This window comes from Hephaestia mangrovi (assembly GCF_019880555.1).
Lineage (GTDB): Bacteria > Pseudomonadota > Alphaproteobacteria > Sphingomonadales > Sphingomonadaceae > Sphingomonas > Sphingomonas mangrovi.
This window is the reverse complement of sequence record NZ_JAINVU010000002.1, coordinates 546,617-570,802: the sequence shown is the minus strand read 5'-3', so window position 1 is coordinate 570,802 and position 24,186 is coordinate 546,617. Positions and strand designations below refer to the sequence as shown.

At 64.9% G+C, this 24,186-nt stretch carries 27 protein-coding genes; 16 read left to right on the top strand and 11 right to left on the bottom strand.

Going from position 1 to position 24,186, the window contains the following annotated elements; translation table 11 throughout:
• Positions 1-188: 188 nt before the first annotated feature.
• Positions 189-1,379: an FAD-binding domain gene (locus tag K7G81_RS06590; RefSeq protein ID WP_223029928.1), complete on the bottom strand. Its 1,191-nt coding sequence runs from the start codon at positions 1,377-1,379 to the stop codon at positions 189-191.
• A gap of 106 nt (positions 1,380-1,485) precedes the next feature.
• On the opposite strand from K7G81_RS06590, the gene K7G81_RS06585 reads away from it, so the two are divergent.
• The gene (locus tag K7G81_RS06585) at positions 1,486-2,112 is read left to right on the top strand and encodes a TetR/AcrR family transcriptional regulator (RefSeq protein WP_255586689.1); all 627 of its coding nucleotides are present in this window, start codon (positions 1,486-1,488) and stop codon (positions 2,110-2,112) included.
• Here K7G81_RS06585 and pyrG read toward each other — a convergent pair.
• Both pyrG and secG read right to left on the bottom strand, forming a co-directional pair.
• On the bottom strand, positions 2,075-3,709 hold the full coding sequence (gene pyrG / locus K7G81_RS06580; protein WP_223029926.1) for a CTP synthase: 1,635 nt from the start codon (positions 3,707-3,709) through the stop codon (positions 2,075-2,077). The two genes, K7G81_RS06585 and pyrG, sit on opposite strands and share 38 nt — an antisense overlap.
• Positions 3,710-3,794: 85 nt before the next feature.
• Positions 3,795-4,190: a preprotein translocase subunit SecG gene (gene secG, locus K7G81_RS06575; protein WP_223029925.1), complete on the bottom strand. Its 396-nt coding sequence runs from the start codon at positions 4,188-4,190 to the stop codon at positions 3,795-3,797.
• Between the two features lie 231 nt (positions 4,191-4,421).
• Here secG and K7G81_RS06570 point away from each other — a divergent pair, with 231 nt between their 5' ends.
• From K7G81_RS06570 to eda, 8 genes are read left to right on the top strand one after another with little or no spacing between them, the layout of a single operon-like run.
• Positions 4,422-4,745 carry a MarR family transcriptional regulator gene (locus K7G81_RS06570; RefSeq protein WP_223030162.1) on the top strand — a complete coding sequence of 108 codons (324 nt, stop codon included), beginning with the start codon at positions 4,422-4,424 and terminating at the stop codon, positions 4,743-4,745.
• A complete protein-coding gene (locus tag K7G81_RS06565) occupies positions 4,678-5,064 on the top strand; it encodes an SH3 domain-containing protein (protein WP_255586688.1) in 387 nt (128 codons plus the stop codon). Before K7G81_RS06570 ends, K7G81_RS06565 begins: the two co-directional genes overlap by 68 nt.
• Positions 5,061-5,990, top strand: a complete 930-nt coding sequence (gene argC, locus K7G81_RS06560; protein WP_223029924.1) for an N-acetyl-gamma-glutamyl-phosphate reductase — start codon at positions 5,061-5,063, stop codon at positions 5,988-5,990. Before K7G81_RS06565 ends, argC begins: the two co-directional genes overlap by 4 nt.
• A 29-nt stretch (positions 5,991-6,019) precedes the next feature.
• Complete coding sequence (gene zwf, locus K7G81_RS06555; protein WP_223029923.1) at positions 6,020-7,480, top strand: glucose-6-phosphate dehydrogenase; 1,461 nt, start codon at positions 6,020-6,022, stop codon at positions 7,478-7,480.
• Between the two features lie 41 nt (positions 7,481-7,521).
• Positions 7,522-8,229 (top strand): 6-phosphogluconolactonase, encoded by a 708-nt coding sequence (gene pgl / locus K7G81_RS06550; RefSeq protein ID WP_223029922.1) that lies wholly within the window; start codon positions 7,522-7,524, stop codon positions 8,227-8,229.
• Positions 8,226-10,043, top strand: a complete 1,818-nt coding sequence (gene edd, locus K7G81_RS06545; RefSeq protein WP_223029921.1) for a phosphogluconate dehydratase — start codon at positions 8,226-8,228, stop codon at positions 10,041-10,043. Before pgl ends, edd begins: the two co-directional genes overlap by 4 nt.
• 5 nt (positions 10,044-10,048) lie before the next feature.
• A complete protein-coding gene (glk, locus tag K7G81_RS06540; RefSeq protein ID WP_223030159.1) occupies positions 10,049-11,023 on the top strand; it encodes a glucokinase in 975 nt (324 codons plus the stop codon).
• A 14-nt stretch (positions 11,024-11,037) separates the two neighbouring features.
• Entirely contained in the window at positions 11,038-11,622 is a 585-nt protein-coding gene (gene eda, locus K7G81_RS06535) for a bifunctional 4-hydroxy-2-oxoglutarate aldolase/2-dehydro-3-deoxy-phosphogluconate aldolase (RefSeq protein ID WP_223030160.1), read from the top strand.
• Positions 11,623-11,707: 85 nt separating this feature from the next.
• On the opposite strand, the gene K7G81_RS06530 is transcribed toward eda, so the two are convergent.
• The 7 genes from K7G81_RS06530 to fabD form a co-directional block, all read right to left on the bottom strand.
• Positions 11,708-12,232, bottom strand: a complete 525-nt coding sequence (locus tag K7G81_RS06530; protein WP_223029920.1) for a hypothetical protein — start codon at positions 12,230-12,232, stop codon at positions 11,708-11,710.
• A gap of 120 nt (positions 12,233-12,352) precedes the next feature.
• Positions 12,353-13,321: an endolytic transglycosylase MltG gene (mltG, locus tag K7G81_RS06525; RefSeq protein WP_223029919.1), complete on the bottom strand. Its 969-nt coding sequence runs from the start codon at positions 13,319-13,321 to the stop codon at positions 12,353-12,355.
• A 148-nt stretch (positions 13,322-13,469) separates the two neighbouring features.
• Positions 13,470-14,729 carry a beta-ketoacyl-ACP synthase II gene (gene fabF, locus K7G81_RS06520; RefSeq protein WP_223029918.1) on the bottom strand — a complete coding sequence of 420 codons (1,260 nt, stop codon included), beginning with the start codon at positions 14,727-14,729 and terminating at the stop codon, positions 13,470-13,472.
• A 128-nt stretch (positions 14,730-14,857) separates the two neighbouring features.
• Positions 14,858-15,094 (bottom strand): acyl carrier protein, encoded by a 237-nt coding sequence (locus K7G81_RS06515; RefSeq protein WP_019515010.1) that lies wholly within the window; start codon positions 15,092-15,094, stop codon positions 14,858-14,860.
• A 73-nt stretch (positions 15,095-15,167) separates the two neighbouring features.
• Positions 15,168-15,908 carry a 3-oxoacyl-[acyl-carrier-protein] reductase gene (fabG, locus tag K7G81_RS06510; protein WP_223029917.1) on the bottom strand — a complete coding sequence of 247 codons (741 nt, stop codon included), beginning with the start codon at positions 15,906-15,908 and terminating at the stop codon, positions 15,168-15,170.
• A gap of 5 nt (positions 15,909-15,913) precedes the next feature.
• Entirely contained in the window at positions 15,914-16,339 is a 426-nt protein-coding gene (locus K7G81_RS06505) for a GxxExxY protein (RefSeq protein WP_223029916.1), read from the bottom strand.
• Between the two features lie 35 nt (positions 16,340-16,374).
• Positions 16,375-17,310 carry an ACP S-malonyltransferase gene (gene fabD, locus K7G81_RS06500; RefSeq protein WP_223029915.1) on the bottom strand — a complete coding sequence of 312 codons (936 nt, stop codon included), beginning with the start codon at positions 17,308-17,310 and terminating at the stop codon, positions 16,375-16,377.
• A gap of 165 nt (positions 17,311-17,475) precedes the next feature.
• Here fabD and K7G81_RS06495 point away from each other — a divergent pair, with 165 nt between their 5' ends.
• The 6 genes from K7G81_RS06495 (at position 17,476) to K7G81_RS06470 (ending at position 20,686) form a co-directional block, all read left to right on the top strand.
• The gene (locus K7G81_RS06495; protein ID WP_223029914.1) at positions 17,476-17,835 is read left to right on the top strand and encodes an RcnB family protein; all 360 of its coding nucleotides are present in this window, start codon (positions 17,476-17,478) and stop codon (positions 17,833-17,835) included.
• 205 nt (positions 17,836-18,040) lie between these two features.
• Positions 18,041-18,460: an RcnB family protein gene (locus K7G81_RS06490; protein ID WP_223029913.1), complete on the top strand. Its 420-nt coding sequence runs from the start codon at positions 18,041-18,043 to the stop codon at positions 18,458-18,460.
• Positions 18,461-18,625: 165 nt separating this feature from the next.
• A complete protein-coding gene (rpsF, locus tag K7G81_RS06485) occupies positions 18,626-19,009 on the top strand; it encodes a 30S ribosomal protein S6 (RefSeq protein WP_223029912.1) in 384 nt (127 codons plus the stop codon).
• A gap of 13 nt (positions 19,010-19,022) precedes the next feature.
• Entirely contained in the window at positions 19,023-19,247 is a 225-nt protein-coding gene (gene rpsR, locus K7G81_RS06480; protein ID WP_010543816.1) for a 30S ribosomal protein S18, read from the top strand.
• A gap of 11 nt (positions 19,248-19,258) precedes the next feature.
• Positions 19,259-19,888, top strand: a complete 630-nt coding sequence (rplI, locus tag K7G81_RS06475) for a 50S ribosomal protein L9 (RefSeq protein ID WP_223029911.1) — start codon at positions 19,259-19,261, stop codon at positions 19,886-19,888.
• A gap of 441 nt (positions 19,889-20,329) precedes the next feature.
• Complete coding sequence (locus K7G81_RS06470; RefSeq protein WP_223029910.1) at positions 20,330-20,686, top strand: DUF3969 family protein; 357 nt, start codon at positions 20,330-20,332, stop codon at positions 20,684-20,686.
• Between the two features lie 450 nt (positions 20,687-21,136).
• Here K7G81_RS06470 and mutL read toward each other — a convergent pair whose 3' ends face one another.
• On the bottom strand, positions 21,137-22,912 hold the full coding sequence (gene mutL / locus K7G81_RS06465; protein ID WP_223029909.1) for a DNA mismatch repair endonuclease MutL: 1,776 nt from the start codon (positions 22,910-22,912) through the stop codon (positions 21,137-21,139).
• A 143-nt stretch (positions 22,913-23,055) separates the two neighbouring features.
• On the opposite strand from mutL, the gene K7G81_RS06460 reads away from it, so the two are divergent.
• Positions 23,056-24,096: a rod shape-determining protein gene (locus K7G81_RS06460; RefSeq protein WP_223029908.1), complete on the top strand. Its 1,041-nt coding sequence runs from the start codon at positions 23,056-23,058 to the stop codon at positions 24,094-24,096.
• Positions 24,097-24,186: the final 90 nt, after the last annotated feature.

The following is a 24,186-nucleotide window of genomic DNA, read 5'->3' as shown; positions in this document are numbered from 1 at the left end:
AAAGAGCCACCTGTCGTTCTTATGATTCTTGATGGTTCGCCAATGGCACCCTGCCACGATAGGCCCAATTCGGTCGGGGAGCATCTCCCTAGGTGATCTGCGCTGGCTCACACCATTCAGCTCCGCTTGAGCACCGCCGTGACTAATCGCTCGGCCCTTCGAGGCGCCCGAACGTATACCCGGTCACCCTATTTCGTTTCTGGAAAGTCCGGCAGCACGAAATCGTCGCGGACGCTGCTGCCCATCGCCCAATCGGCGACGAACGGGATCGCCATCAGCCGGGCGACGACATCGCGGACGATCAGCCCGGTGCGCGTTCTGGGCGCGAAGGACGAGGCGAAGTTGCGCGCCGACTTCTGCTTGGCGAGCAGGAAATCGCGCAATTGCCGTTCGTAGGCGGCGAAGGCGCGGGTGTGGTCGCCGTTCGCCTTCACCAGTTCGGCGGCAAGGACATAGGCCTCGGTCATGCCGAGCCCGGTCCCCTCACCCGCCATCAGCGACACGCAGGCGGCAGCGTCGCCGATCAGCGCGACTCGGCCCTGCGACCAGCGCGGCAGCTCGATCTGGCTGACGGGATCGAGGTATAGGTCGTCTGCGCGCTCCATGGCATCGAGGATCGCCGCGCATTCCCAGCCCGAGCCGGCGAAAATCCGGCTGAGCGCGGCGCGGCGTGCGTCATCGTCGGTTGGCGGCCCATCGGGTAGGTGATCCGACGTAAACACGAACAGGAACAAGGTGCTGCCGTCGCGCAAGGCGAAGCGCGAGACGCTGCGGCCGGGCCAGGAGCGCGTGACATAGACGTCGGGATCGCGCGGCGCATAGCCGGGCACGGTGAAGGCGGCGACATAATAGCCGAGATCGCGCTCGAACCGGGCCTCGGGGCCGAAAACCAGCTCGCGGATGCCCGAATGCAGGCCGTCGGCGCCGATCACGAGATCGACCTCGCGCGTCGCCCCGCTAGCCAGCGTCACGGTGACCCCGTCGCCATGATCGTCAAGCGCGGTGACGTGATCGCCGAAGCGGGTTTCGACGCGGCCCTCGATCGTATCGTAGAGGCAGCGGGCGAGATCGCCGCGCGGCAGGCTGGTGAAGCGGCCCTTGGTCAGGCGATCGAACACCGACACCGGAAAGCCCGACGCGCGGGAGCCGCCATCGCGGACGAAGCGGACTTCCTGCACCTGATAGCCGCGCGCGCGAACCGCATCGATTACGCCCATGCGCTCGGCGATCGAATAGCCCAGCCCCCAGAAATCGATGACATAGCCGCCGGTGCGGAAGGCGGGGGCGCGCTCGACGATGATCGGCGTGTGCCCGGCGCGATCGAGCCAATAGGCCAGGGTCGGCCCGGCGACACCGGCTCCGCTGATCAGGATCTGCATCGGCTGTTTCCTCTTGTTGTGCCTCCGGCGCGATCTTGCTGGCGTCCGACTCGGCGATCGTGCTATTATGACTGACCAGTCAGTCATAATAAAGAGCGGAGGCGACTTGAGCCCGAAGAAAATCGACAAGGCGGCGCGCGAGCGACAGATCCTCGATGCGGCGGCAGCGGTGTTCGCGCGGCGCGGCTTCCGGGCGGCGACGATGGACGAGGTCGCGGCGGCGGCGGGCGTCGCCAAGGGCACGCTCTATCTGAGCTATGCGAGCAAGGAGGACTTGTTCTTCGCGCTGTTCGCGGCGTTCGCGGACGAGGCGATGGCGGCGCCCCCCGCCCTGCCCGCCGGGACCGCGCCCGATCAGGTCATCGGGTTGCTGGTCGAGATCGGCACCCGGCTCGATCGCGATTCGCTGCTGGTGCCGCTGACGCTGGAATTCTGGTCGGCCGCCGGCGTCGAGGCGACGCGCGCGCGCTTCGCGGATCGCTATGCGGCGATGCTCGATGCGTTTCGCGGTGCGCTGGTCGGGATGCTCCGCGCCGGCCAGGCGCGCGGTGAAGTCAAGGATGCCCTGCCGCTCGAACCGATCGTCTCCAGCCTGCTGGCAACGATCGACGGGCTGATCGTGCAGGCCTGGGTCGACCGGGATTTGTCGATCGCGGAAACCCTGCGCGCGGCGCTGCCGCCGCTGCTCGACGGGATCAGACCAGCCGGCTCTGCCGCACCGCTGCCTCGATGAAGCTGGCGAACAGCGGATGCGGATCGAACGGCTTCGACTTCAGCTCGGGGTGGAACTGGACGCCGACGAACCACGGATGGTCGGGCCGCTCGACGATCTCGGGCAGCATGCCGTCCGGCGACATGCCGGAAAAGACCAGGCCGCCCTCCTCCAGCCGTTCGCGATAGGCGGTGTTGACCTCGTAGCGGTGGCGGTGGCGCTCGCTGATCTCGGTGCTGTCGTAGATCGACGCGACGACGCTGTTGCCGGCGAGCTTCGCCGGGTACGCGCCGAGCCGCATCGTGCCGCCAAGATCGCCGCCCGCCTCGCGCTTTTCCAGCCCCGATTGCGACATCCATTCGGTGATCAGGCCGACCACCGGCTCGTCGGTGGGGCCGAATTCGGTGGATGACGCATGCTCGATTCCCGCCAGGTCTCGCGCGCCCTCGATGCACGCCATCTGCATGCCGAAGCAGATGCCGAAATAGGGCACGCCGCGCTCGCGGGCGAAGCGGACGCTGGCAATCTTGCCCTCGGCGCCGCGCTCACCGAACGCGCCGGGAACGAGGATCGCGTGGCACGGCTCCAGCTTGGCAGCGATCTCGCTTTCCTCGCGCTCGAACAGTTCGGCGTCGATCCAGCGGATGTTGACCTTCACCCGGTTGGCGATGCCGCCATGGACCAGGGCCTCATTCAATGACTTGTAGGCATCGGGCAGGCCGACATATTTGCCGACCACGCCGATCGTCACCTCGCCCTCGGGGTTTTCGAGCCGCTCGACGATCTCGGTCCAGCGATCGAGCCGCGGGGCGGCGCCGGGCTCCATGCCGAATGCCTTCAGCACCTCGCGGTCGATGCCCTCGGCATGATATTGCAGCGGCACCTCATAGATGCTCGGCGCGTCGAGCGCAGGGATCACCGCTTCCTTGGGCACGTTGCAGAACAAGGCGATCTTGGCACGCTCGCCTTCGGGCAGCGGCTTTTCGCAGCGGCACACCAGCACGTCCGGCTGAACCCCGAGCGCCGCCAGCTCGCGCACCGAATGCTGGGTGGGCTTGGTCTTCAATTCGCCGGCAGCCGAGATGAACGGCACCAGCGTCACATGGATGCTAATCGAGTTGCCGCGGCCGAGCTCGTTCCTGAGCTGGCGAATCGCCTCGATGAACGGCAGCGATTCGATGTCGCCCACGGTGCCGCCGATTTCGCACAGCACGAAATCGAGGTCGTCTGTATCGGCTTGGGCGAATTGCTTGATCGCGTCGGTGACGTGCGGGATCACCTGCACGGTGGCGCCGAGATAGTCGCCGCGGCGCTCGCGCTGGATGATCTGCTGGTAAATCCGACCCGAGGTGACGTTGTCGCTCTGATGCGCGGCGACGCCGGTAAAGCGTTCGTAATGGCCGAGATCGAGGTCGGTTTCCGCCCCGTCGTCAGTCACATAGACCTCGCCATGCTGATAGGGCGACATCGTGCCGGGATCGACGTTGAGATACGGATCGAACTTGCGAATCCGCACCCGATAGCCGCGCGCCTGCAGCAGCGCCGCGAGGCTTGCCGCCATGAGTCCTTTGCCGAGCGAGGAGACCACGCCGCCGGTGATAAAAATGAACCGCGCCATGGGAATCACTGCCTAGCTGCTGAACACGAGGTTGGACAAGCGCCCGAATCCCTTCGGGCACGAAAAAAGTGCGATCGGTGAGTGTTTATTGTTGCAGCGGGACCGAATCGTTGGCCGGTGCGGCCGGGCCGTTCGCCGGCGCAATCGCATTCTGCGCCGCAGTAGCGAACGGATTGTCGCTATTGGGCTCCGGTGCCTGGCTCGATATCGGCGGCGCCGACGGCTTGCGCGCCAGCGACGTATCGATCGTGGTGTCGTGGCTGGTCGCCGTGAGCACCGCCATCGCGATCGAAAGCAGCACGAACAGGCTGGCGAGCACGGCGGTCGCCCGCGTCAGGAAATCGGCAGCACCGCGCGCCGACATCAAGCCCGACGGGCTGCCGCCCATGCCCAGGCCGCCCCCTTCGGATTTCTGCATCAGGATCACGGTGACGAGGCAGGCCGCGATGATGGCTTGGACGACGAGCAGAAAAATGAGCATGGTGGGTGCAGACGATCCGTACGGCAAAACGTGCGCGGCACATAAGCGAGGCGGCGCGCTGGATCAACCATGGCTGCGCGCCCCGCAGAAAACCGGGCGACATTTCGCGTCCGCACTGAAACCGAGAGCGCTTCCGATCGTTACAAGGCAAGAACATCAGCCGGGTGTCATGCCTAACGACAAACGGAAGCTGCCGTGACGACTATCGCCGAAAAGCCGCTCAAGACCTGGATGCAGACCCTCGTGGACTATGTCCGATCGGGCGAGCCCGATCTCACCAACCGCCAGATGGCGCTTCTGATGATCGTCTACCTCAAGCCGGGACCGCATACCGTGCGGGGATTGGCACGGAGCCTCAACGTTTCTAAGCCGGTTGTGACTCGCGCCTTGAACAGGCTCGGTGCGCTCGGCTATCTGCGCCGCCAGCGCGACGACAGCGACAAGCGCAACATCTTTGTCACGCGCACGGCTGAAGGGGCAGATTTTCTTGAAGAGTTCGGACACTTCCTCGACGACGACTCCTCCCTGCCCGCCGTCCAGCACGCCACCGCGTAACGCTTTCGCGCTGACCGGCCGCTCTGTCGCGCTCGATCCGCGCACTTATGCGGTGCGCCCGGATCTTGCCGATGTCCGCCTCGCCGCGCAGGTTTTCGCCCCGCATTATGCGCAGCCGATCGCGATGCTCGCGGTTCGCGATACGCCGATTCTCGCCAGCGCAAACCCCGATGCCGAGATATTCGCCCATCTGCGCTCCGGCGATACGTTTGACGTGCTAGAGATCACCACGACGTGGTGCTGGGGCCAGCAGCCGGGCGGGGTAGTCGGTTATGTCGCGCGCGATGCGCTCGACCGGGCAGCGGAGCAGGCGGCATGACGCACTCATTGTTCATCGATGGTGGCGCCGGGACAACAGGCCTTGAAATCAAGGACCGCCTCGCAGGTCGCGCCGAATTCGACCTTATCGAACTCGACGAGGCGACCCGCAAGGATGCCGCCGCGCGGCGCGATGCGCTGAATACCGCGGATTTCGTCATTCTCTGCCTGCCCGACGCCGCGGCGCGCGAGGCGGTGTCGCTGATCGACAACGATCGCACGCGGGTGATCGATGCCTCGACCGCGCATCGCGTCGCCGATGGCTGGGTTTACGGCTTCGCTGAACTTGAGCCTGGCCAGCAAGCGGCGATTGCCGAAGCTGCTCGCGTCGCCAACCCCGGCTGCTACCCGACCGGCTTTCTCGCACTGGTGCGGCCGCTCGTCCGCACCGGCCTGGTTCCCCACGACTGGCCGTTGACTGTTAACGCTACCTCTGGCTATTCGGGTGGCGGCAAGGCAATGATCGCCGAGTTCGAAACCGACAGCGGCGGCGCGGCATATCGAGGCTATGCGCTCGATCTCGCCCACAAGCATGTGCCGGAGATGCAACGCCACGCGCGGCTCGCCCATCCTCCCATCTTCGCGCCCGCAGTGGCACGGACGTATCGCGGAATGGTCGTCGAGGTGCCGCTGCCGCTGTTCGCCTTCGGCCGCCGTCCGTCGCTCGACGCGATCGAGACCGCGTTGCGGGAGGCATATGAAGCGGCGCCGCTCATCACGGTCGCACAGCGCGACGGCGGCCTTGTCGACATCGCCGTCGACGCCGGCAGCGACCGCATGACACTGAGCGTCCATGGCGACGCCGAGACCGGCCGCGCGCGGCTGATCGCAACGCTGGACAATCTCGGCAAGGGCGCCGCGGGCGCTGCGGTCCAGAACCTCAATATCATGGCCGGAATCGATCCGGTCGCGGGGCTCACGCTATGACGTCGCCTTCGCCAGCCAAGGGAGAAACCATGCGCCAGCCCGTTTCAAAGCTCCTGCTGTTCGGTGCGACCGGCGATCTTGCCCAGCGGATGCTCCTCCCCTCGCTGTTCGGGCTGCACACCGACGGCCTGTTGCCCGAAGGGCTGACGATCACTGGCACTGCGCGCAGTGATTATGACGACAAGAGCTATCGTACCTTCGCCTCCAAGGCGCTCGAAGAGTTCTTACCCAAGGAGCTGAAGAACAAAGAGAAGATCAAAGAATTTCTCGATCGTTTGTTCTATCAGGCGCTCGATATCACGCATCCCGAGGGCTTTCCCAATCTCGCCAAGAAGATCGGCGATACCTCCGGTGGCCTCGCCATCTTCCTGTCGACCGCGCCGAGCCTGTTCGAGCCGACGATCAAGGGCCTCGATGAAGCCGGGCTCGCGCACGGCCTTGTTCGCATCGGTCTGGAAAAGCCACTCGGCGAGGATCTTGCGTCGAGCCGGGAGATCAACGATGCCGTCGCATCGGTTTTCCCCGAGGACCGGACGTTCCGCATCGACCATTATCTCGGCAAGGAGACGGTGCAGAATATCCTGGCGCTGCGTTTCGGCAATTCGATGTTCGAGCCGATCTGGAACGCGCAAGGGATCGACAACGTCCAGATCACGATCGCCGAAACGGTCGGGCTGGAAGATCGCGCCGGCTATTATGACGGCACCGGCGCGCTGCGCGACATGGTGCAGAACCATATTCTGCAATTGCTGGCGATGATCGCGATGGAGCCGCCTGCGCGCTTCGACGGCACAGCGATCCGTGACGAGAAGGTCAAGGTATTCCGCTCGCTCCGCCAGATCACGCCGGCGGAAGTGCCGCACGTCACCGTGACCGGCCAGTACGGCGCGGGCGCGATCGGCACCGAGATCGTCAAGTCGTATATCGACGAGCTCGGCAAGCCCTCGACCGCGGAAACCTTCGTCGCGATCAAGGCGCATGTCGACAATTGGCGCTGGCAGGGTGTGCCCTTCTACCTGCGCACCGGCAAGCGGATGGCGACGCGGCGCAGCGAGATCGCGATCCAGTTCAAGCCGGTGCCGCATTCGATGTTCGCCTCGCGCGGCGGCCTGTTGCAGCCCAACACGCTGATTATCCGCCTCCAGCCCGAAGAATATATCCAGCTTTTGGTGATGACCAAGGAGCCGGGCCTCGACCGCGAAGGCGTGCGTCTCAAGGAAGTGCCGCTCAACCTCAGTCTCGACGCCGAATTCGCCGGCACCCGGCGGCGCATCGCCTATGAACGCCTGCTGCTCGACCTGATCGAGGGCGACCAGACGCTGTTCGTCCGCCGCGACGAGGTCGAGGCGCAATGGACGTGGATCGACGCGATCCGCGAAGGCTGGACCGCCAACGACACCAAGCCCAAGAGCTACCCGTCGGGAAGCTGGGGGCCATCGACCGCCATCGCGCTCACCGAACGCGATGGCGTCACCTGGCAGGACGATTGAACAACCCTGCCTAATCTGTTGACTGAATTGAGAGAGTGACAATGACCGAGATCGAATGGTGGGAATACGACGACGCCGAGGAAATGGCGGAGGCGGTCGCCGGCGATATCGGCTTCATCATCGATAGCGCGATCGACGCGCGCGGTGCCGCAGTGATCGCGCTCGCCGGCGGCAAGACGCCGCTGCCGATCTACCAGAAACTGGCCGAGACCAAGCGCGACTGGAAACGCGTGACGATCGTGCCCGGTGACGACCGCATCGTGCCGCTGGGCGATCCGCTGTCGAACGTCACCGCGATCGGCAAGGCGTTCCTGCCGGTCGGCGCGCGCGTCATCCCGCTCGTCAGCGCCACCGCGCCCGATTACAAAGCCGCCGGGCGCGCCGCCGATGCGATCCTGCAGGATCTGCACTGGCCGCTGGATCTCTGCCTGCTCGGCATCGGCGGCGACGGCCATTGCGCCTCGATCTTCCCAGGCCCCGATTTCGACGAGGCGATCGCGGGGCCGGTGGAGCGCCGCGCGCTGGGCGTGATGCCCGATCCCTTGCCCAAGGAAGCCCCCGTCCCGCGTGTCACCCTGTCGCGCGCCGCGATCGTTTCCGCCCGCGCGCTGATGATCGCGATCACCGGCGATGCGAAGAAGGCGGTGCTCGAACGCGCGATCGAGGAAGGCCCCTCCTCGCAACTCCCGGTCGGCCGCGTCCTCGCTGACGTCGAGCTGCCGGTCGATATTCATTGGAGCGCCTCGTGACGCTGCATAAGGAAGTCTCCGCGGTCACCGACCGCATCATCGAACGCTCGCGCCCCGAGCGCACAGCCTATCTCGCGCTGATCGATCGAGAGCGCGAGGCGGGATCGCTGCGCCCCAATCTCGGCTGCGCCAACCTCGCCCACGGCTATGCCGGCACCGAGGAAGATCGCGATGCGCTGAAGGATAATCGCGCGGTAAATATCGGTATCGTAACGGCTTACAACGATATGTTGTCGGCCCACGCGACCTATTATCGCTATCCCGAACAGATGAAGGTCTGGGCCCGTGAGGTCGGCGCCACGGCGCAGGTCGCGGGCGGCGTGCCGGCGATGTGCGACGGCGTGACGCAGGGCTATGCCGGCATGGAGTTGTCGCTGTTCAGCCGCGACCAGATCGCGATGTCGACCGCGATCGCGCTCAGCCACGGCATGTTCGAAGGCACCGCGCTACTCGGCATCTGCGACAAGATCGTGCCGGGCTTGCTGATGGGGGCGCTGCGCTTCGGCCATCTGCCGGCGATCCTGATCCCGGGCGGGCCGATGCCTTCGGGCATTCCCAACAAGCAGAAAGCGCACGTCCGCGAGCTCTATGCCGAGGGCAAGGTCGATCGCGACGCGCTGCTCGAGGCCGAGATCGGCGCTTATCATTCGAAGGGCACGTGCACCTTCTACGGCACCGCCAACTCCAATCAGATGATGATGGAGATGATGGGGCTGCACATGCCGAGCGCCGCGTTCGTCAATCCCGGCACCAAGCTGCGCCAGGCGCTGACCCGCGCCGCCGTCCACCGCCTTGCCGAGATCGGCTGGGACGGTGAGGATTACCGCCCGCTCGGCCGCTGCGTCGATGAAAAGGCGATCGTCAACGCCGCGGTCGGGTTGCTCGCCAGCGGCGGCTCGACCAATCACCTGATCCACCTCCCCGCCATCGCCGCGACTGCCGGGATCACGATCGACTGGGAGGATTTCGACCGCCTGTCGCGCGTCGTGCCGCTGATCGCGCGCGTCTATCCCAATGGCGCGGCCGACGTGAACGGCTTCGAGGATGCCGGCGGCATGGCCTTCGTGATCCGCGAATTGCTCTCGGCCGGGCTGATCCACCGCGATCTTCTGACGGTGTCCACCGGCGACATGGCCGCCTATGCCGAAAAGCCGCAGCTCGATGGCGACGCTTTGGTCTGGCGCGATCCCGGCCCGAGCGGCGACGAGACGATCCTCGCGCCCGCCGACAAGCCGTTCTCGCCCGAAGGCGGCTTCCGCATCCTCAAGGGCAATATCGGCCGCGCGTGCATCAAGGTTTCCGCTGTCGAGCGCGAACGCTGGACGATCGAAGCCCCCGCCCGCGTCTTCGCCGATCAGGCCTCGGTGCAGGAAGCCTTCAAGGCCGGCGAGCTTGACCGCGACGTCGTGGTCGTGGTCCGTTTCCAGGGCCCGCGCGCCAACGGCATGCCGGAACTGCACAAGCTGACGCCGACATTGGGCGTCCTGCAGAACCGTGGGTACAAGGTCGCGCTCGTCACCGATGGGCGCATGTCGGGCGCCAGCGGCAAGGTGCCGTGCGCGATCCACGTCTCGCCCGAGGCGCTGGGCGGCGGCCCGATCGGCAAGATACAAGACGGCGACCTGATCCGGGTCGACGCGGTAACGGGAGAGCTGCAGGCGATGGTCGACGAACATGAATGGGCCAGCCGCCCGCAAGCCGAGGCGCCCGCGCCGGTCGAGGGCATGGGCCGCGAACTCTTCGCGCTGATGCGTGCTACCGCTAACGAAGCCGAGCGCGGCGGCTCCGCGATGCTCGCGGCGATGCGAGCATGAGCCGAATGGAAGTCGTCGCCGCGGACATCGGCGGCACCAACGCCCGCTTCGCGATTGCCGAGGTCGAGGATGGTCACGTCGTCTCGCTCGGAGAGCCGACCACTCTTGAGACCGCTAACCACGGCAGCCTGCAACTCGCCTGGCAGGCATTCGGCAAGAAGCTCGGCCGCGACTTGCCGCGCGCCGCGGCGATCGCCGTCGCCTCGCCAATCAACGACACGCTGATCAAGATGACCAACAATCCGTGGATCATCCGTCCGCCGCTGATCAATTCGCGGCTGGAGGTCGACACCTGGACCTTGATCAACGATTTCGGCGCGGTCGGTCATGCCGTCGGCCAGCTCGACGCTCAATGGCTGATCCATCTCTGCGGGCCGGATAAGCCGCTGCCCGATCACGGCTCGATCACCGTCTGCGGCCCCGGCACCGGCCTGGGCGTCGCCCAGGTGCTGCGCGTCAAGGGACAAGGCTATCACGTTATCGAGACCGAGGGCGGACACGTCGATTTCGCGCCACTCGACGGCATCGAGGACGAACTCGTCCGCCGCTTGCGCAAGACCTATACCCGCGTGTCGGCCGAGCGCATCTGCTCGGGGCCCGCAATCGTCGCGATCTACGAGACGCTCGCCGCGATCGAGGGCAAGCGCGTCAAGCAGAACCAGGACGATATCGAGCTGTGGAAACTCGCGCTCGACGGCAAGGACAGCCTCGCCGTCGCCGCGATGGATCGCTTCTGCCTCGCATTGGGCGCGGTCGCCGGCGACCTCGCGCTCACCCACGGCCCCACCGGCGTCGTCATTGCCGGCGGGCTCGGCCTGCGCCTCAAGGACAACCTGCTCGAATCGGGCTTCGGCCAGCGTTTCGTCGCCAAGGGCCGGTTCCAGCAATTGATGTCAACGATCCCCGTCAAACTCATCACCCATCCCCAGCCGGGCCTGTTCGGCGCCGCGGCCGCATTCGCCCAGGAGCATACCAAGTGACCATCGACCAGATCATGCTGACCAGCGCCGTTATCCCCGTGCTGGTGATCGACGACGCCGCGACCGCGAAGCCGCTGGCGGAGGCGCTGGTCGCCGGCGGCCTCAAGGTGCTTGAAGTGACGATGCGCACGCCGGCCGCGCTCGACGCAATCCGCGAGATGAAGCAGGTTCCGGGCGCGATCGTCGGCGCCGGCACCGTGGTCAACACCGATCAGTTCGAACAGGTGATGGAAGCGGGCGCCGAGTTCATCGTCTCCCCCGGCCTGACCGAGCGCCTGGCCCGACCGATCGTCGATTCGGGCGTCCCCTTCCTCCCCGGCATCGCCAACGCCGGCGACATCATGCGCGGCCTCGATTTGGGCCTCACCCACTTCAAGTTCTTCCCGGCGGAAACCTCGGGCGGCCTCAAAGCGCTCAAAAGCCTCGCCGCGCCATTCTACCAATGCAAATTCTGCCCGACCGGCGGCATCACCGAAGCCACCGCCCCCGAGTGGCTGGCATTCGATCCGGTGCTGTGCGTCGGCGGCAGCTGGGTGACCGGCGGCACCATGGCCGAAGTGGAAGCGAAGGCGCGCGCGGCGGCGGGGTTGCGAGCGTAACGCAACTTTGCCAGCCAGTTATTGCTGCCACAAAACGTGGTGTGACGAGTGACGCCCCTGCAGGCGTGGAACTCATAAACTGACGTCATGCCCAAATAATTAACAGACGCTCGTAAATGTATTCGGAGAACGTCCAAGCATCATACAGGCCCACGATCCAAGCCAAAAACATCAGCGCAATCATCAGCAAAACGAATGGCATCAAAAATAGCTGAAACCAAAACATTGCCCACCAAGCATGTCTCTTGACTTGCTTGGGGGTTCTGAAGGTCATGCGTTTCGATTTTTCGTTTTTATATGGCTTTTTCGCCGATTTCAAAAGATGTCGCGAAACTCGGCGATTAAACTCGATCGGCATTAACGCACTGCCCTGAAATGCCGATGCAACGTAGCTCCAAAAATAATATAAATATATCAGAGCGATGCCGCCATGGATGACCGACACATCTTTTATGGCAACCTTAATGCCACCCACGTCAAAATCTGACGGTTTAATTTCCAAGACATGAGAGATTAAAAGAGCAAGGCCAAAAAATAGTAGCTTCGGCTCTATCCTCTGCGTCTCTTTTCGATATTCAGCGCCAACAGCGACAAGATAGTCCGAAGTCATGGATAACCCCCGCCCAAGGTTGGCAGCCGCTAGGCAGACTAGCAATACCTTGCGGCGTCGATCTATGTGCGGATCGAGCGGCGCAGTTCCAGAAAGCGGAAACTGATCTCTAGTCGCCCCCTACATTTCCCCCCGCGCCCGCCTGATCGCGAACCACTTCGCGACATTGGCCTGCTGCTCCTCATAGGTTTCGGCGAAGATGTGGCCGCCCTTGCCGTCGGCGACGTAGTAGAGCGCCTTGGTCGCCGCCGGGTGGAGCACCGCATCGATCGAGGCGCGGCCGGGGTTGCAGATCGGGCCGGTGGGCAGCCCCGTCATCTGATAAGTGTTGTAATCGTTTTTCGCGTGGAGCTCGGATTCGCGGATGCGGCGGCCAAGCGCGCGGCCCTTGGTGAGCGGGTAGATCACCGTCGCGTCGGCCTGCAACGGCATGCCGAGCCTCAGGCGATTGTAATAAACGCCGGCGACGATCGCGCGCTCCTCGGGCTTGGCGGTTTCCTTCTCGACGATCGAGGCCAGCGTCAGCGCCTGTTCGGGGGTCGAGACGCCGAGGCCCTTCGCCCGCTTCGCCCAGGCGGCGGCAAGATAGCGCTTCATCGAATCCTGCATGCGCCTGAGCACGGAGGCGCGCGTATCCTCGCGCTGATAGCCATAGGTATCGGGCAGCACCGAGCCTTCGGCGGGCATCGCGATCGTACCGGTCAGGCCCTTGGCCGCCATCAGCCGATCATGGACCATCACCGACGGCATGCCCTCGGGGATCGTCACGAGCCTTTGAAGGGTTTCGCCGCCCTGCATCATCTTGAGGATGTCGGACTGGCTCAAGTGCGGCGGCAGGCGGTATTCGCCCGCCTTGATCGGGGCGCTCGATCCGAGCAGCTTAGCGAGCAGCACGAAGCGCCGCGCGGAATTGATCGCGCCGGCCTTGGCGAGATCGTGCGCGGCGTCGGACAGCGTTTCGCCATCGCGGATCAGCACTGTCGTCGTCTGCTTGGCCGGCCCGCGCCCGCCCCAGCTCTGCACGACGAGAAACATCGCGACGATCGCCGCGAGCGCGACGATCATCCCGAAGCAACCGACCTTGCGCATTCAGCCGATCCTTTCGCCGCGAATCCGCGCCATCAATTCCACCGTCATGCTGAACTTGTTTCAGCATCCACGGCACAACACCCGTCACGATCGCCGCAATTGTCGCATCATGGACCCTGAACCAGGTTCAGGATGACGGCACCTTGCGTCACACCGCCTTCATCACCAGCGAAGCATTGGTCCCACCAAAGCCGAAGCTGTTGTTGAGCACCGCGCGCACCTGCCGCTTCTTCGCCGTATGCGGCACGAGATCGACCCCGGCACAGCCTTCGCTGGGATTGTCGAGGTTGAGCGTCGGCGGGACGATCTGGTCGCGCAGCGCGAGGATGCAGAAGATGCTCTCCACCGCGCCCGCGCCGCCGAGCAAATGCCCGATCGCCGACTTGGTCGAGCTCATCGACAGGTTGGCGATGTTGTTGCCGAACAGTCGCCGCACCGCGCCCAGTTCGAGCTCGTCGCCAAGCGGGGTCGAGGTGCCGTGGGCGTTGATATAATCGATGTCCGACAGATCGAGGCCGGATTTCTTGACCGCCATCTGCATCGAACGGAACGCGCCCGAGCCTTCGGGATGCGGCGCGGTGACGTGATAGGCGTCGCCCGACAGGCCGTAACCGATCACCTCGGCATAGATTTTCGCGCCGCGCGCCTTCGCGTGCTCATATTCCTCGAGCACGACGACGCCCGCGCCCTCGCCCATCACGAAACCGTCGCGATCCTTGTCGTACGGGCGGCTGGCCTTTTCCGGCGTGTCGTTGAACGCGGTCGACAGCGCGCGCGCCTGCGCAAAGCCCGCGATGCCGAGCGGGCAGATCGCGCCCTCGGCGCCGCCGGCAAGCATCACGTCGGCATCGTCCAGCGCAATCATCCGCGCCGCATCGCCGATCGAGTGCGCGCCGGTGGAACAGGCCGTGACGACCGCATGGTTCGGCCCCATCAGGCCGTATTTGATCGAAACCTGCCCCGAAATGAGGTTGATCAGGCGCCCGTGGACGAAATGCGGCGACACGCGGCCCGGCCCCTTTTCGTGGAGCACGATCGATTCGCTCTCGATCCCCGGCAGCCCGCCGATGCCCGCGCCGATCGAGCAACCGGCGCGCAGCCGCTCTTCCTCGCTCATCTCGGTGAGCCCGGCATCCTCGATCGCCTGGCCGGCGGCATCGATGCCATAGACGATGAACGGATCGACCTGGCGTTGGATCTTGTGGTCGACGCGCTTCGAGGCATCGAAACCGTATTCGTGATCGGCGGGCTTCACCTCGCAGGCGATTCGGCACTTCTGGTTCGACGCGTCGAACCGCGTGATCGGGCCGGCGCCCGATTTCGCCGCGATGATGTTGTTCCAGCTCGTCTCGACGTCAGCGCCGAGCGGCGTCACGAGGCCCAGACCGGTTACGACTACGCGCCGCATGTCATTCTCCACATAGCAAAACAGGCCCAACCCGTTCGGGCTGAGCCTGTCGAAGCCCCGTTCTGCCCCTCTTCGCCGAAGGGCAGCCCCTCGACAAGCTCAGGGGCGAACGGATCGAGTTGGGGCAATCAGCCCTTGTGCTCGTCGATATAGGTGATCGCGTCCTTGACGGTCGTGATCTTCTCGGCGGCGTCGTCCGGGATTTCGACACCGAACTCTTCCTCGAACGCCATCACCAGCTCGACGATGTCGAGGCTGTCGGCGCCCAGATCATCGATGAAGCTCGCATCTTCGGTCACCTTGTCGGCTTCGACGCCGAGATGCTCGACGACGATCTTCTTCACGCGATCGGCAGTCTCGCTCATTCTTCTTCCCTCTCTGGCTTGGGGTTTGGATTACCTGAACGCCCTAGAACGACCTCTCCGCGCTGGCAAGCCTTCAGACCATAGCCATGCCGCCATTGACGTGCAGCGTCTGGCCGGTGACGTACCCCGCCTCCTTGCTCGACAGATACACGACCGCGGCGCCGATGTCCTCTCCGCTGCCGAGATCGCCCGCCGGGATGCGCGCGAGCAGCGCCTGCTTTTGCGCGTCGGGCAAAACGTCGGTCATCGCCGAGCGGATGAAGCCGGGCGCGACGCAATTGACGGTGATCCCGCGGCTGGCGAGTTCCTGCGCCAGCGCCTTCGACATGCCGACCAGCCCGGCCTTCGACGCGGCATAGTTCGCTTGCCCCGGATTGCCGGTCTGCCCGACCACCGACGTGATCGACACGATCCGTCCGAACCGGGCCTTCATCATCGGCCTGGCCGCGGCGCGCGCTAATCTGAACGCCGCCTCCAAATTCACGCGGATCACCTGATCCCATTCCTCGTCCTTCATCCGCATGACCAGATTGTCGCGCGTGACGCCGGCATTGTTGACCAGGATGTCGAGCTTGCCACCCAATGCCTCGACAGCGGCCGGAACCAGATTGTCGACCGCAACCGGATCGCTCAAGTCGGCAGGCACGGCAACATGATCGCCGCCGAGCTCGGCGCGAAAAGCGGTCAGCTTCTCGGCATTGGAGCCGGACAGCGCCAGCCGCGCGCCCTGCCTTGCCAGCGCCCTGGCGATCGCCGAACCGATCCCGCCGGAAGCGCCCGTCACCAGCGCGGTCATGCCTGTAAGGTCGAACATTCTTTTCACTCCGTAATTTGGTTCGCGCTGAGACGCGGAGACGCAGAGGGGTCGTAGCCGTTGACGAGACGCCGGATGCCTTCCTTGAGCGTCGCGCCCCCGAAATTGATAAGCAGCCCGACGGGCTGCTTGGTCAATCGAAGATAGGTCAACAGCTGCTTGGCATGAGCGGGATTTAGCCGTTCGACCGATTTGATCTCGACCAACAGCCGTTCGTCCACCAAAAGGTCGATGCGAAATGCTCCCTCAAACCGCATTCCGTCGAACTCGATGTCGACCGGCTGCTGGCGGGAAACCTTATAGCCGCGCCGCACAAGCTGTGCTGCGAGAACCATTTCGTAGACGCTTTCGAGCAACCCCGGCCCCAATTCCCGGTGCATCCCGATCGCCAAATCGACGACATCGCCCGAGATCGAATCGATATCCCGCAAGATGCCCCCTCTGCGCCTCCGCGTCTCTGCGTGAATTAAATTATCTTCAACAACGCCTCGATGTCGTCCATCGAGATCACGCTGATCGTCTCGGCGTCGGGCGCGGTGCGTTTGACCATCGGGCCGAGCACCTTGCCGCCGAACTCGACGAACTGGCCCACCCCGGCCGCGTGCATCGCCAGCACCGATTCGCGCCAGCGGACGCGCCCCGTCACCTGTTCGACCAGCAACGCCTTGATCGTATCGGGATCGCTGACCGGCGCGGCGGTGACGTTGGCATAGACGGGCACCAGCGGCGGCGCGATGCGCGCGTCTGCCAGCGCCTTTTCCATCGCTTGCGCCGCGGGCTGCATCAGCGGACAGTGAAACGGCGCCGACACCGGCAGCATCACCGCGCGCTTGACGCCCTTGTCCTTGGCCAGCGCGGCGGCGCGCTCGACCGCCTCGCGATGGCCCGAGATCACCACCTGGTTGGGGTCATTGTCATTGGCGACCGTGCACACCTGCCCTTCGGCCGCCTCGTCGGCGATCGCCTGCGCCTTGTCCCCATCCGCGCCGAGCAATGCCGCCATCGCGCCCTCGCCGACCGGCACGGCGGCCTGCATCGCCTGGCCGCGCAGCTTGAGCAGCTTCGCCGTGGTCGCGAGGTCGATCGCGCCCGCCGCGCACAACGCGCTATATTCGCCGAGGCTGTGGCCGGCGACGAAATCGGCCTTGTCGGCAAGGCTGACGCCACCTTCCTTTTCGAGCACCCGCAACATCGCCACGGCATTGGCCATGATCGCCGGCTGGGCGTTTTCAGTCAGCGTCAACTCGTCGGCCGGGCCTTCGCGCATCAACCGGAACAGATGCTGGCCGAGCGCCTCGTCGACCTCCTGAAAGGTCTCGAGCGCGACCGGGCTCGCTTCGGCGAGCGCGGCCCCCATGCCGACCGCCTGGCTGCCCTGCCCCGGAAAGATGAACGCGCGCATGATCCTCTCCTTGAATGAAGGCGCCCGGTTATAAAGCCGCGCGCGCCGACGCAAGCCTGCGACACTTTGCGACCAATTCCGTCGCTCGGCGACAAACCCCTGCGACACCCGCTTCATAGTTTCCTTGTGACGCCAACGAGGCGCCGACAAAGTGGAGTGAGTGACATGAAGAAATTTCTGCTGACGGCCATCGCCGCGTCGCTGATCGCCTCACCGATTCTCGCCGCTGCGCCTGCCGATGCTGCCCGGCAGCGCCAGACCACGGTCGTCCGCCACGAGCCGGGCCATACCGTGGTGACCAAGCGCACGGTGACCCGCAAGCCGGTCTACCGCAACTGGAAGCGCGGCGAGCGGTTCGATTATCGCTATGCCCGCAATTATCGGGTGGTGACCAATTATCGCAACTATCACCGTTTGTACGCGCCGCCCCGCGGCTATCACTGGGTGCGCTCGGGGAATGACGCGGTGCTCGTCGCGATCACCGGAGGATTGATCGGCGCGGTCGTCGCTGGTGCCTTCAACTAAACGGTCCGCTTGGACCAACCGGGGCGGGGAGCGCAGGCTCCCCGCCTCTCTTCGTGCGTGGCGACGCGCCCCGTCACGATAGCATCGCTCTATCCAACTGCGACAAAGTGTTACAACTTTCCCGTTACTCGACAAATGCTTGCGACAGATTCCCTCCATGTTGTCCATGACGCCAAAGAAGGGCGCCGGAAATGGAGTGAAGAACATGAAAAAGATCATCCTAGGCGCCGCCGCAGCGACCATGATCACCAGCCCGATCCTTGCCGCCGCGCCGGCCAATGCCGCCGAACGCCACGGCCGCACCGAAACCAGCGACCATCGCGGAAACCGCCATCAGGACGGCAACCGCTATGCGAATTACCGCCATACGGCGCGCACGACCTATCGTGCGCCGACCCGGGTGACCTACCGCCAGACCTATCGTCCGGCCTATCGCACCTGGAATCGCGGCGATCGCTTCGACAGCCGCTACGCGACCAACTATCGCGTCATCAGCGACTATCGCGATTACGGCCTGCAGGCGCCGCCTTACGGCTACCAGTGGCGGCAATCGGGCAACGACGCGGTGCTCGTCGCGCTCGCCAGCGGCCTGATCGGCGCTGTCATCGGCGGCGCGATCCACTAAGACCGGAATTCCTCGCGAGGCTTGCGTTTCGCGGGGAAACCGCTAAGGAAACACGCAACCGGGGTGGGAAGCGCACGCTTTCCGCCTCGGTTTGCATTTGAGACGATAGCCGGAGGGGCGTCGCACGGGGCGGCGTCAGCGATCGGCCAAGATGAAGGAAAAGGCATGGCTCTTTACGAGCACGTGTTCCTTGCGCGCCAGGATCTGGCACAGGCGCAAGTCGACGCGCTGGCGGAAACCGCCACCAAGATCATCGAGGACAATCAGGGCAAGGTCGTCAAGACCGAGACCTGGGGCCTGCGCAGCCTCGCCTACAAGATCGCCAAGAACCGCAAGGCGCATTACGTGATGCTCGAGATCGACGGCCCCGGCCCGATCGTTGCCGAGCTCGAGCGCCAGGAAGCGATCAACGAGGACATCATTCGTTACATGACCGTCCGCGTCGACGAGCTCGAGCAGGGCCCGACCGTGATGATGCGCAAGGGCGATCGCGACGGCCGCCGCGGCCGTGACCGCGATGGCGGCCGCGACAACCGTGACCGCGCGTAAGGAGCACTAAGATATGGCACGCCCGTTTTTCCGCCGCCGCAAGAGCTGCCCCTTCTCCGCGAAGGACGCGCCGCGGATCGATTACAAGGACGTTCGTCTGCTGCAGGGCTTCGTGTCCGAGCGTGGCAAGATCGTCCCGTCGCGCATCACCTCGGTGAGCGCCAAGAAGCAGCGCGAGCTCGCCCAGGCGATCAAGCGCGCCCGTCACCTGGGCCTGCTGCCCTACATCGTTAAGTAAGGAGCGCGAACATGGATGTGATCCTGCTCGAACGCGTCGAGAAGCTCGGCTCCATCGGCGACGTGGTGAAGGTGAAGGACGGCTTTGCCCGCAACTTCCTTCTCCCCAACAAGAAGGCGCTGCGCGCCAACGAAGCCAACCGCAAGGTCTTCGAAGCCAATCGTGAGCGTCTGGAGGCCGAAAACGCCTCGCGTCGCACCGACGCCGAGAAGGAGGCCAAGGGCCTCGAAGGCACGTCGCTGACGCTGATCCGTCAATCGTCGAACACTGGCCAGCTCTACGGCTCGGTCGCGGTCCGCGACATCGTCGAGGCGCTGGAGGCCGATGGCCACAAGATCGCCAAGAGCCAGGTCGTGCTCGATCGCCCGATCAAGGCGATCGGCGTGCACGAAGTGAAGGTCGCGCTGCACCCCGAGGTGGCGGTGACGATCAAGGTCAACGTCGCCCGCTCGCCTGAAGAGGCCGAGATGCAGGCCGAGGGCGTCGACGTGATGGCCGCAATGTTCGAGGAAGGCCGCGACGTCGCGGGCTTCGTCGAGGATTACAAGGTCACCGAAGACGCTGCTGCCGTGCTGGGCGAGGCACCTGCCGAAGCCGATGCGACCGAGGAAGCCGAGGCCGGCGAATCGGCGGAAGGCTGACACCCTTCACCGTCACCCCGGACTTGTTCCGGGGGCCAACCCTCCACGAGCGCCATCGCTTGTTGCTCGTTGGATGCCGGAACAAGTCCGGCATGACGAAATATTGAAAAGGGCCGTCCGGAGCGATCCGGGCGGCCTTTTGTTATATTACCACCCCACAGTCGAGCGCCATCCGCAGCGGGAGGCAAACGGCGGCTACTGGGTGGAAAACGGAAGGTCCGCTTGGGACCGACCTAAGGCAATAAGCGACGTTTCGCCCACGCTCAGGCGATCGGCGACTTCAGCGAAATTGATGCAATGGTGGCATAGAAGCGCGGAAGCGTCGCCGAGTTGAAAGGTCAACGCGTGGTGTGATAGCATTGCCACGTTGGCCCACCGGCCATCGGACATCATCCGCCGTCGCCGAGCGTCGGCCAAGACAGCGCCCCTAGCGCATCATTCATGACCGTAGATGAGCGGATATTGGCGACCGAGAAGGCGCTATTATTGGTGGTGCTCGGATTCATCGAGGCACTTCGCCAGCGGGCGATTCACCAGGACGAGGCGTTTTTCACGATCGGAATTCCTCGGATCGTCGAGCGAATGCAAGCCTTCGGGATTTCCCCGGAAATCATCGACGTCGTTGCGGAGCTGGATGAATATGAATTTCTATCCCAGAGTCGCACCGAACAGGATTGGCAGGCTGTAATGGAAGCTGCCGCCGCGCGATGCAGGACATTGCTCGCGGCGATGCCGCTCCAGACCTTCGTCCCACCGAACGATTTTCGGTGGATGCCGTGCCTGCGATTGCTCGATTAGGATCAACAATGCCTTGGTGGGGATCCAGAGCGGAGTTCAGCGGGTTTCAGCGATGCTTAGTTGGGCACCTTGCGTCGCCTATGAACGTCCATTTTTGCTCGCCTCAAACCGAGGCGTGAATGTCGTGAACCGGGGCGAAAGCGGACAGGGCCTTCCAATGTTGGAAAATGTTTGAGACACCGTCGCGTCCGCTTGGGCGACCGCTCTTTGACAGATCCATCATCCCAATCGCAAACCCGTCGCCTCGGCGTGCGGCACGGTGGCGTCGCCGTAGCGCTTTACGCCGCGACCGGGGCGACCATGTCGCGCCCACGTCGCGCCACTGTCGCGTGCGTGTGGCAAACATGTCGCGTCGCAGGCGCGTTTCCGGCGCAAAAGCCGCAAAATCGCTGCCAGGGTCTCCACTTTCTCCACTTCATATCGGAAACCCTAAACGAAAACTGCCGCCCGTCACCGCCGCCCGAACAGTTTCTCGATATCGCCGTGTGCCAGTTTCACCCAGGTCGGGCGGCCATGGTTGCACTGGCCGGAATGCGGCGTCGCTTCCATTTCGCGGAGCAGCGCGTTCATCTCGGCGACCGACAGGATACGCCCGGCCCGCACCGAGCCGTGGCAGGCCATGGTCGCCGCGACATGGTCGATGCGTTCCTTGAGGCTCAACGCCTCGTCATAGGCAGCCAATTCATCGGCAAGATCGGTGATGAGGCCGGCAACGTCGCTCTGGCCCAACGGCCCCGGAACGCTGCGCACCAGCATCGCCTTGGGGCCGAAGCGTTCGAGATCGAGGCCGAGCTCGCCAAGTTCGGACGCGCGGGCTTCCAGCCGGTCGCAAGCGGGTTCGTCGAGCTCGATCACCTCGGGCAGCAAGAGCGCCTGGCTCGGCACGCCCTTCCCTGCCAGCCCCGCGCGCATCCGTTCGAGCACCAGCCGTTCGTGCGCGGCATGCTGGTCGACGATGACGAGGCCATCCTCGGCTTCCGCGACGATATAGGTCTTCGCCACTTGCCCGCGCGCGACACCGAGCGGAAAGCTGGTCGTTTCCGGCGGCGGCGCATAAGCCGGCTCGGCGCGTGCCTGCGGCGGCGGCGCGAAGGCCGGGCGACGATCGAGCACCATGCTCTGCGGTCGCGCCGTCGGTTCGCCCAGCCCGTCCCATAGAGGCACCGACGACGACGCTGCCGCCGACATCGGCTCGCGCTGCCAATGGCTCAACGCCGCCTCGCTCGGGCGCTGAACGCTGCGAAAACCCTCGGCATCGAGCGCGCGGCGCAGGCCGCTGACGATCAGCCCGCGAACCAGTGCCGGATCGCGGAAGCGCACCTCGGTCTTGGCCGGGTGGACATTGACGTCGACCGCCTCGACCGGCACGTCGAGGAACAGCGCGACCACAGCGTGGCGATCGCGCGCCAGCAGTTCCGCATAAGCGCCGCGAACCGCGCCGATCAATAACCGGTCTTTCACCGGCCGGCCGTTGACGAAGAGATATTGATGATCGGCGATGCCGCGGTTGAAGGTTGGCAGGCTCGCCACGCCGCCCAGCACCAGCCCCTCGCGTTCGAGGTCGATCGGCACCGAGTTTTCCGCCAGCGCGGCATCGGTTAGCGCGGCAACCCGCTCGGGCCGCGTCTCGCCGCCGGCGACCGACAAGATCCGCCGCCCGTCATGGTCGATGCTGAACGCGATGTCGGGCCGGGCCATCGCCAATCGTTTCACCACGTCGAGGCAGGCGCCATATTCCGCGCGCGGGGTGCGCAGGAACTTACGCCGCGCCGGTACTCGCTCGAACAGCCGCTCGACGCGCACCCGCGTCCCCGGCGGCAAGGCGGCCGGCCCTTCGCTTTCCAGCTGCCCGTTATCGATGATGCGGCTCCAGCCATCGGCGCCGCGCACCCGGCTTTCCAGCGTCAGCCGCGCGACGCTGGCGATCGACGGCAGCGCCTCGCCGCGGAAGCCGAGCGTCGTCACCTCCTCGATCGCATCGGTCGGCAGTTTCGAGGTCGCGTGGCGTTCGAGCGCCATCGCCATCTCGTCCGGCGCCATCCCGCACCCGTCGTCGGTCACCTCGATGAGTTCGGTGCCGCCTGCCCCCAACCGCACGACGATCCGTGCCGCACCCGCGTCGATTGCGTTCTCGACGAGCTCCTTCAACGCACTGGCGGGTCTTTCGACCACTTCACCGGCAGCGATACGATTGACGAGCTGTTCAGGCAGGCGGCGTATTGACATAAATGTTGCTCTAGCCCAAGCGGCGGCATCCCGCGACCCGCATCTGAACGGCATCCCAGCGTGGATTTCCAGGCTCGGGGCGTGGCCGGGATATTAGGTGCGAACCGCTGCGTGCCGGCCGCGCGGCAAGGACGGAATGATCGATGCTCTTCTCGCGTTTCTTCAAATTGATGTCCCACGACATGGCGATCGACCTCGGGACCGCCAACACGGTGGTTTACGTGCGCGGCCGGGGGGTCGTCCTCAACGAGCCGTCGGTGGTCGCGATCGAGACGCTGAACGGCGTCCAGAAGGTCAAGGCAGTCGGTGACGACGCCAAGCTGATGATGGGCAAGACGCCGGGCACGATCGAAGCGATCCGGCCGCTGCGCGACGGCGTGATCGCCGACATCGACGTCGCCGAGCAGATGATCAAATATTTCATCCAGAAGGTCCACGGCCAGAGCCGGCTGAAGCGCTGGCCGCAGATCGTGATCTGCGTGCCGTCGGGCTCGACCAAGGTCGAGCGCCGCGCGATCCGCGACGCCGCCCAGAATGCCGGCGCCTCGCAGGTCTGGCTGATCGAGGAGCCGATGGCCGCCGCGATCGGCGCCGACATGCCCGTCACCGAGCCGATCGGCAGCATGGTCGTCGACATCGGCGGCGGCACCACCGAAGTCGCCGTGCTGTCGCTGCGCGGCCTCGCCTACACCACAAGCGTTCGTGTCGGCGGCGACAAGATGGACGAGGCGATCGTCTCCTACGTTCGCCGCAATCACAACCTTCTGATCGGCGAAGCCACCGCCGAGCGGATCAAGCAGGAAGTCGGCGTCGCCAAGGCGCCCGATGACGGCATCGGCCAGACGATCCACATCAAGGGCCGCGACCTCGTCAATGGCGTGCCCAAGGAAATCCAGATCAACCAGGGCCAGATCGCCGAGGCGCTGAGCGAACCGGTCGGCACGATCGTCGAGGGCGTCCGCATCGCGCTTGAAAATACCGCGCCGGAACTCGCCGCCGATATCGTCGACCAGGGCATCGTGCTGACCGGTGGCGGTGCGCTGCTCGCCGGGCTCGACGAGGTGCTGCGCGACGAGACCGGCCTGCCCGTCACCGTTGCCGAGGAGCCGCTGACCTGCGTCGCGTTGGGCACGGGCCGCGCGCTCGAAGACCCAACGTTCCGCGGCGTGCTGATGACCGGCTGAGGGACAGAGCCTATTCGGGCCAAGTAGCGGCATCGTGACGGAGCGGATTTTGGTGGTGGGCAAGGAGCGAGGAATGGAGCGATGGCAGAC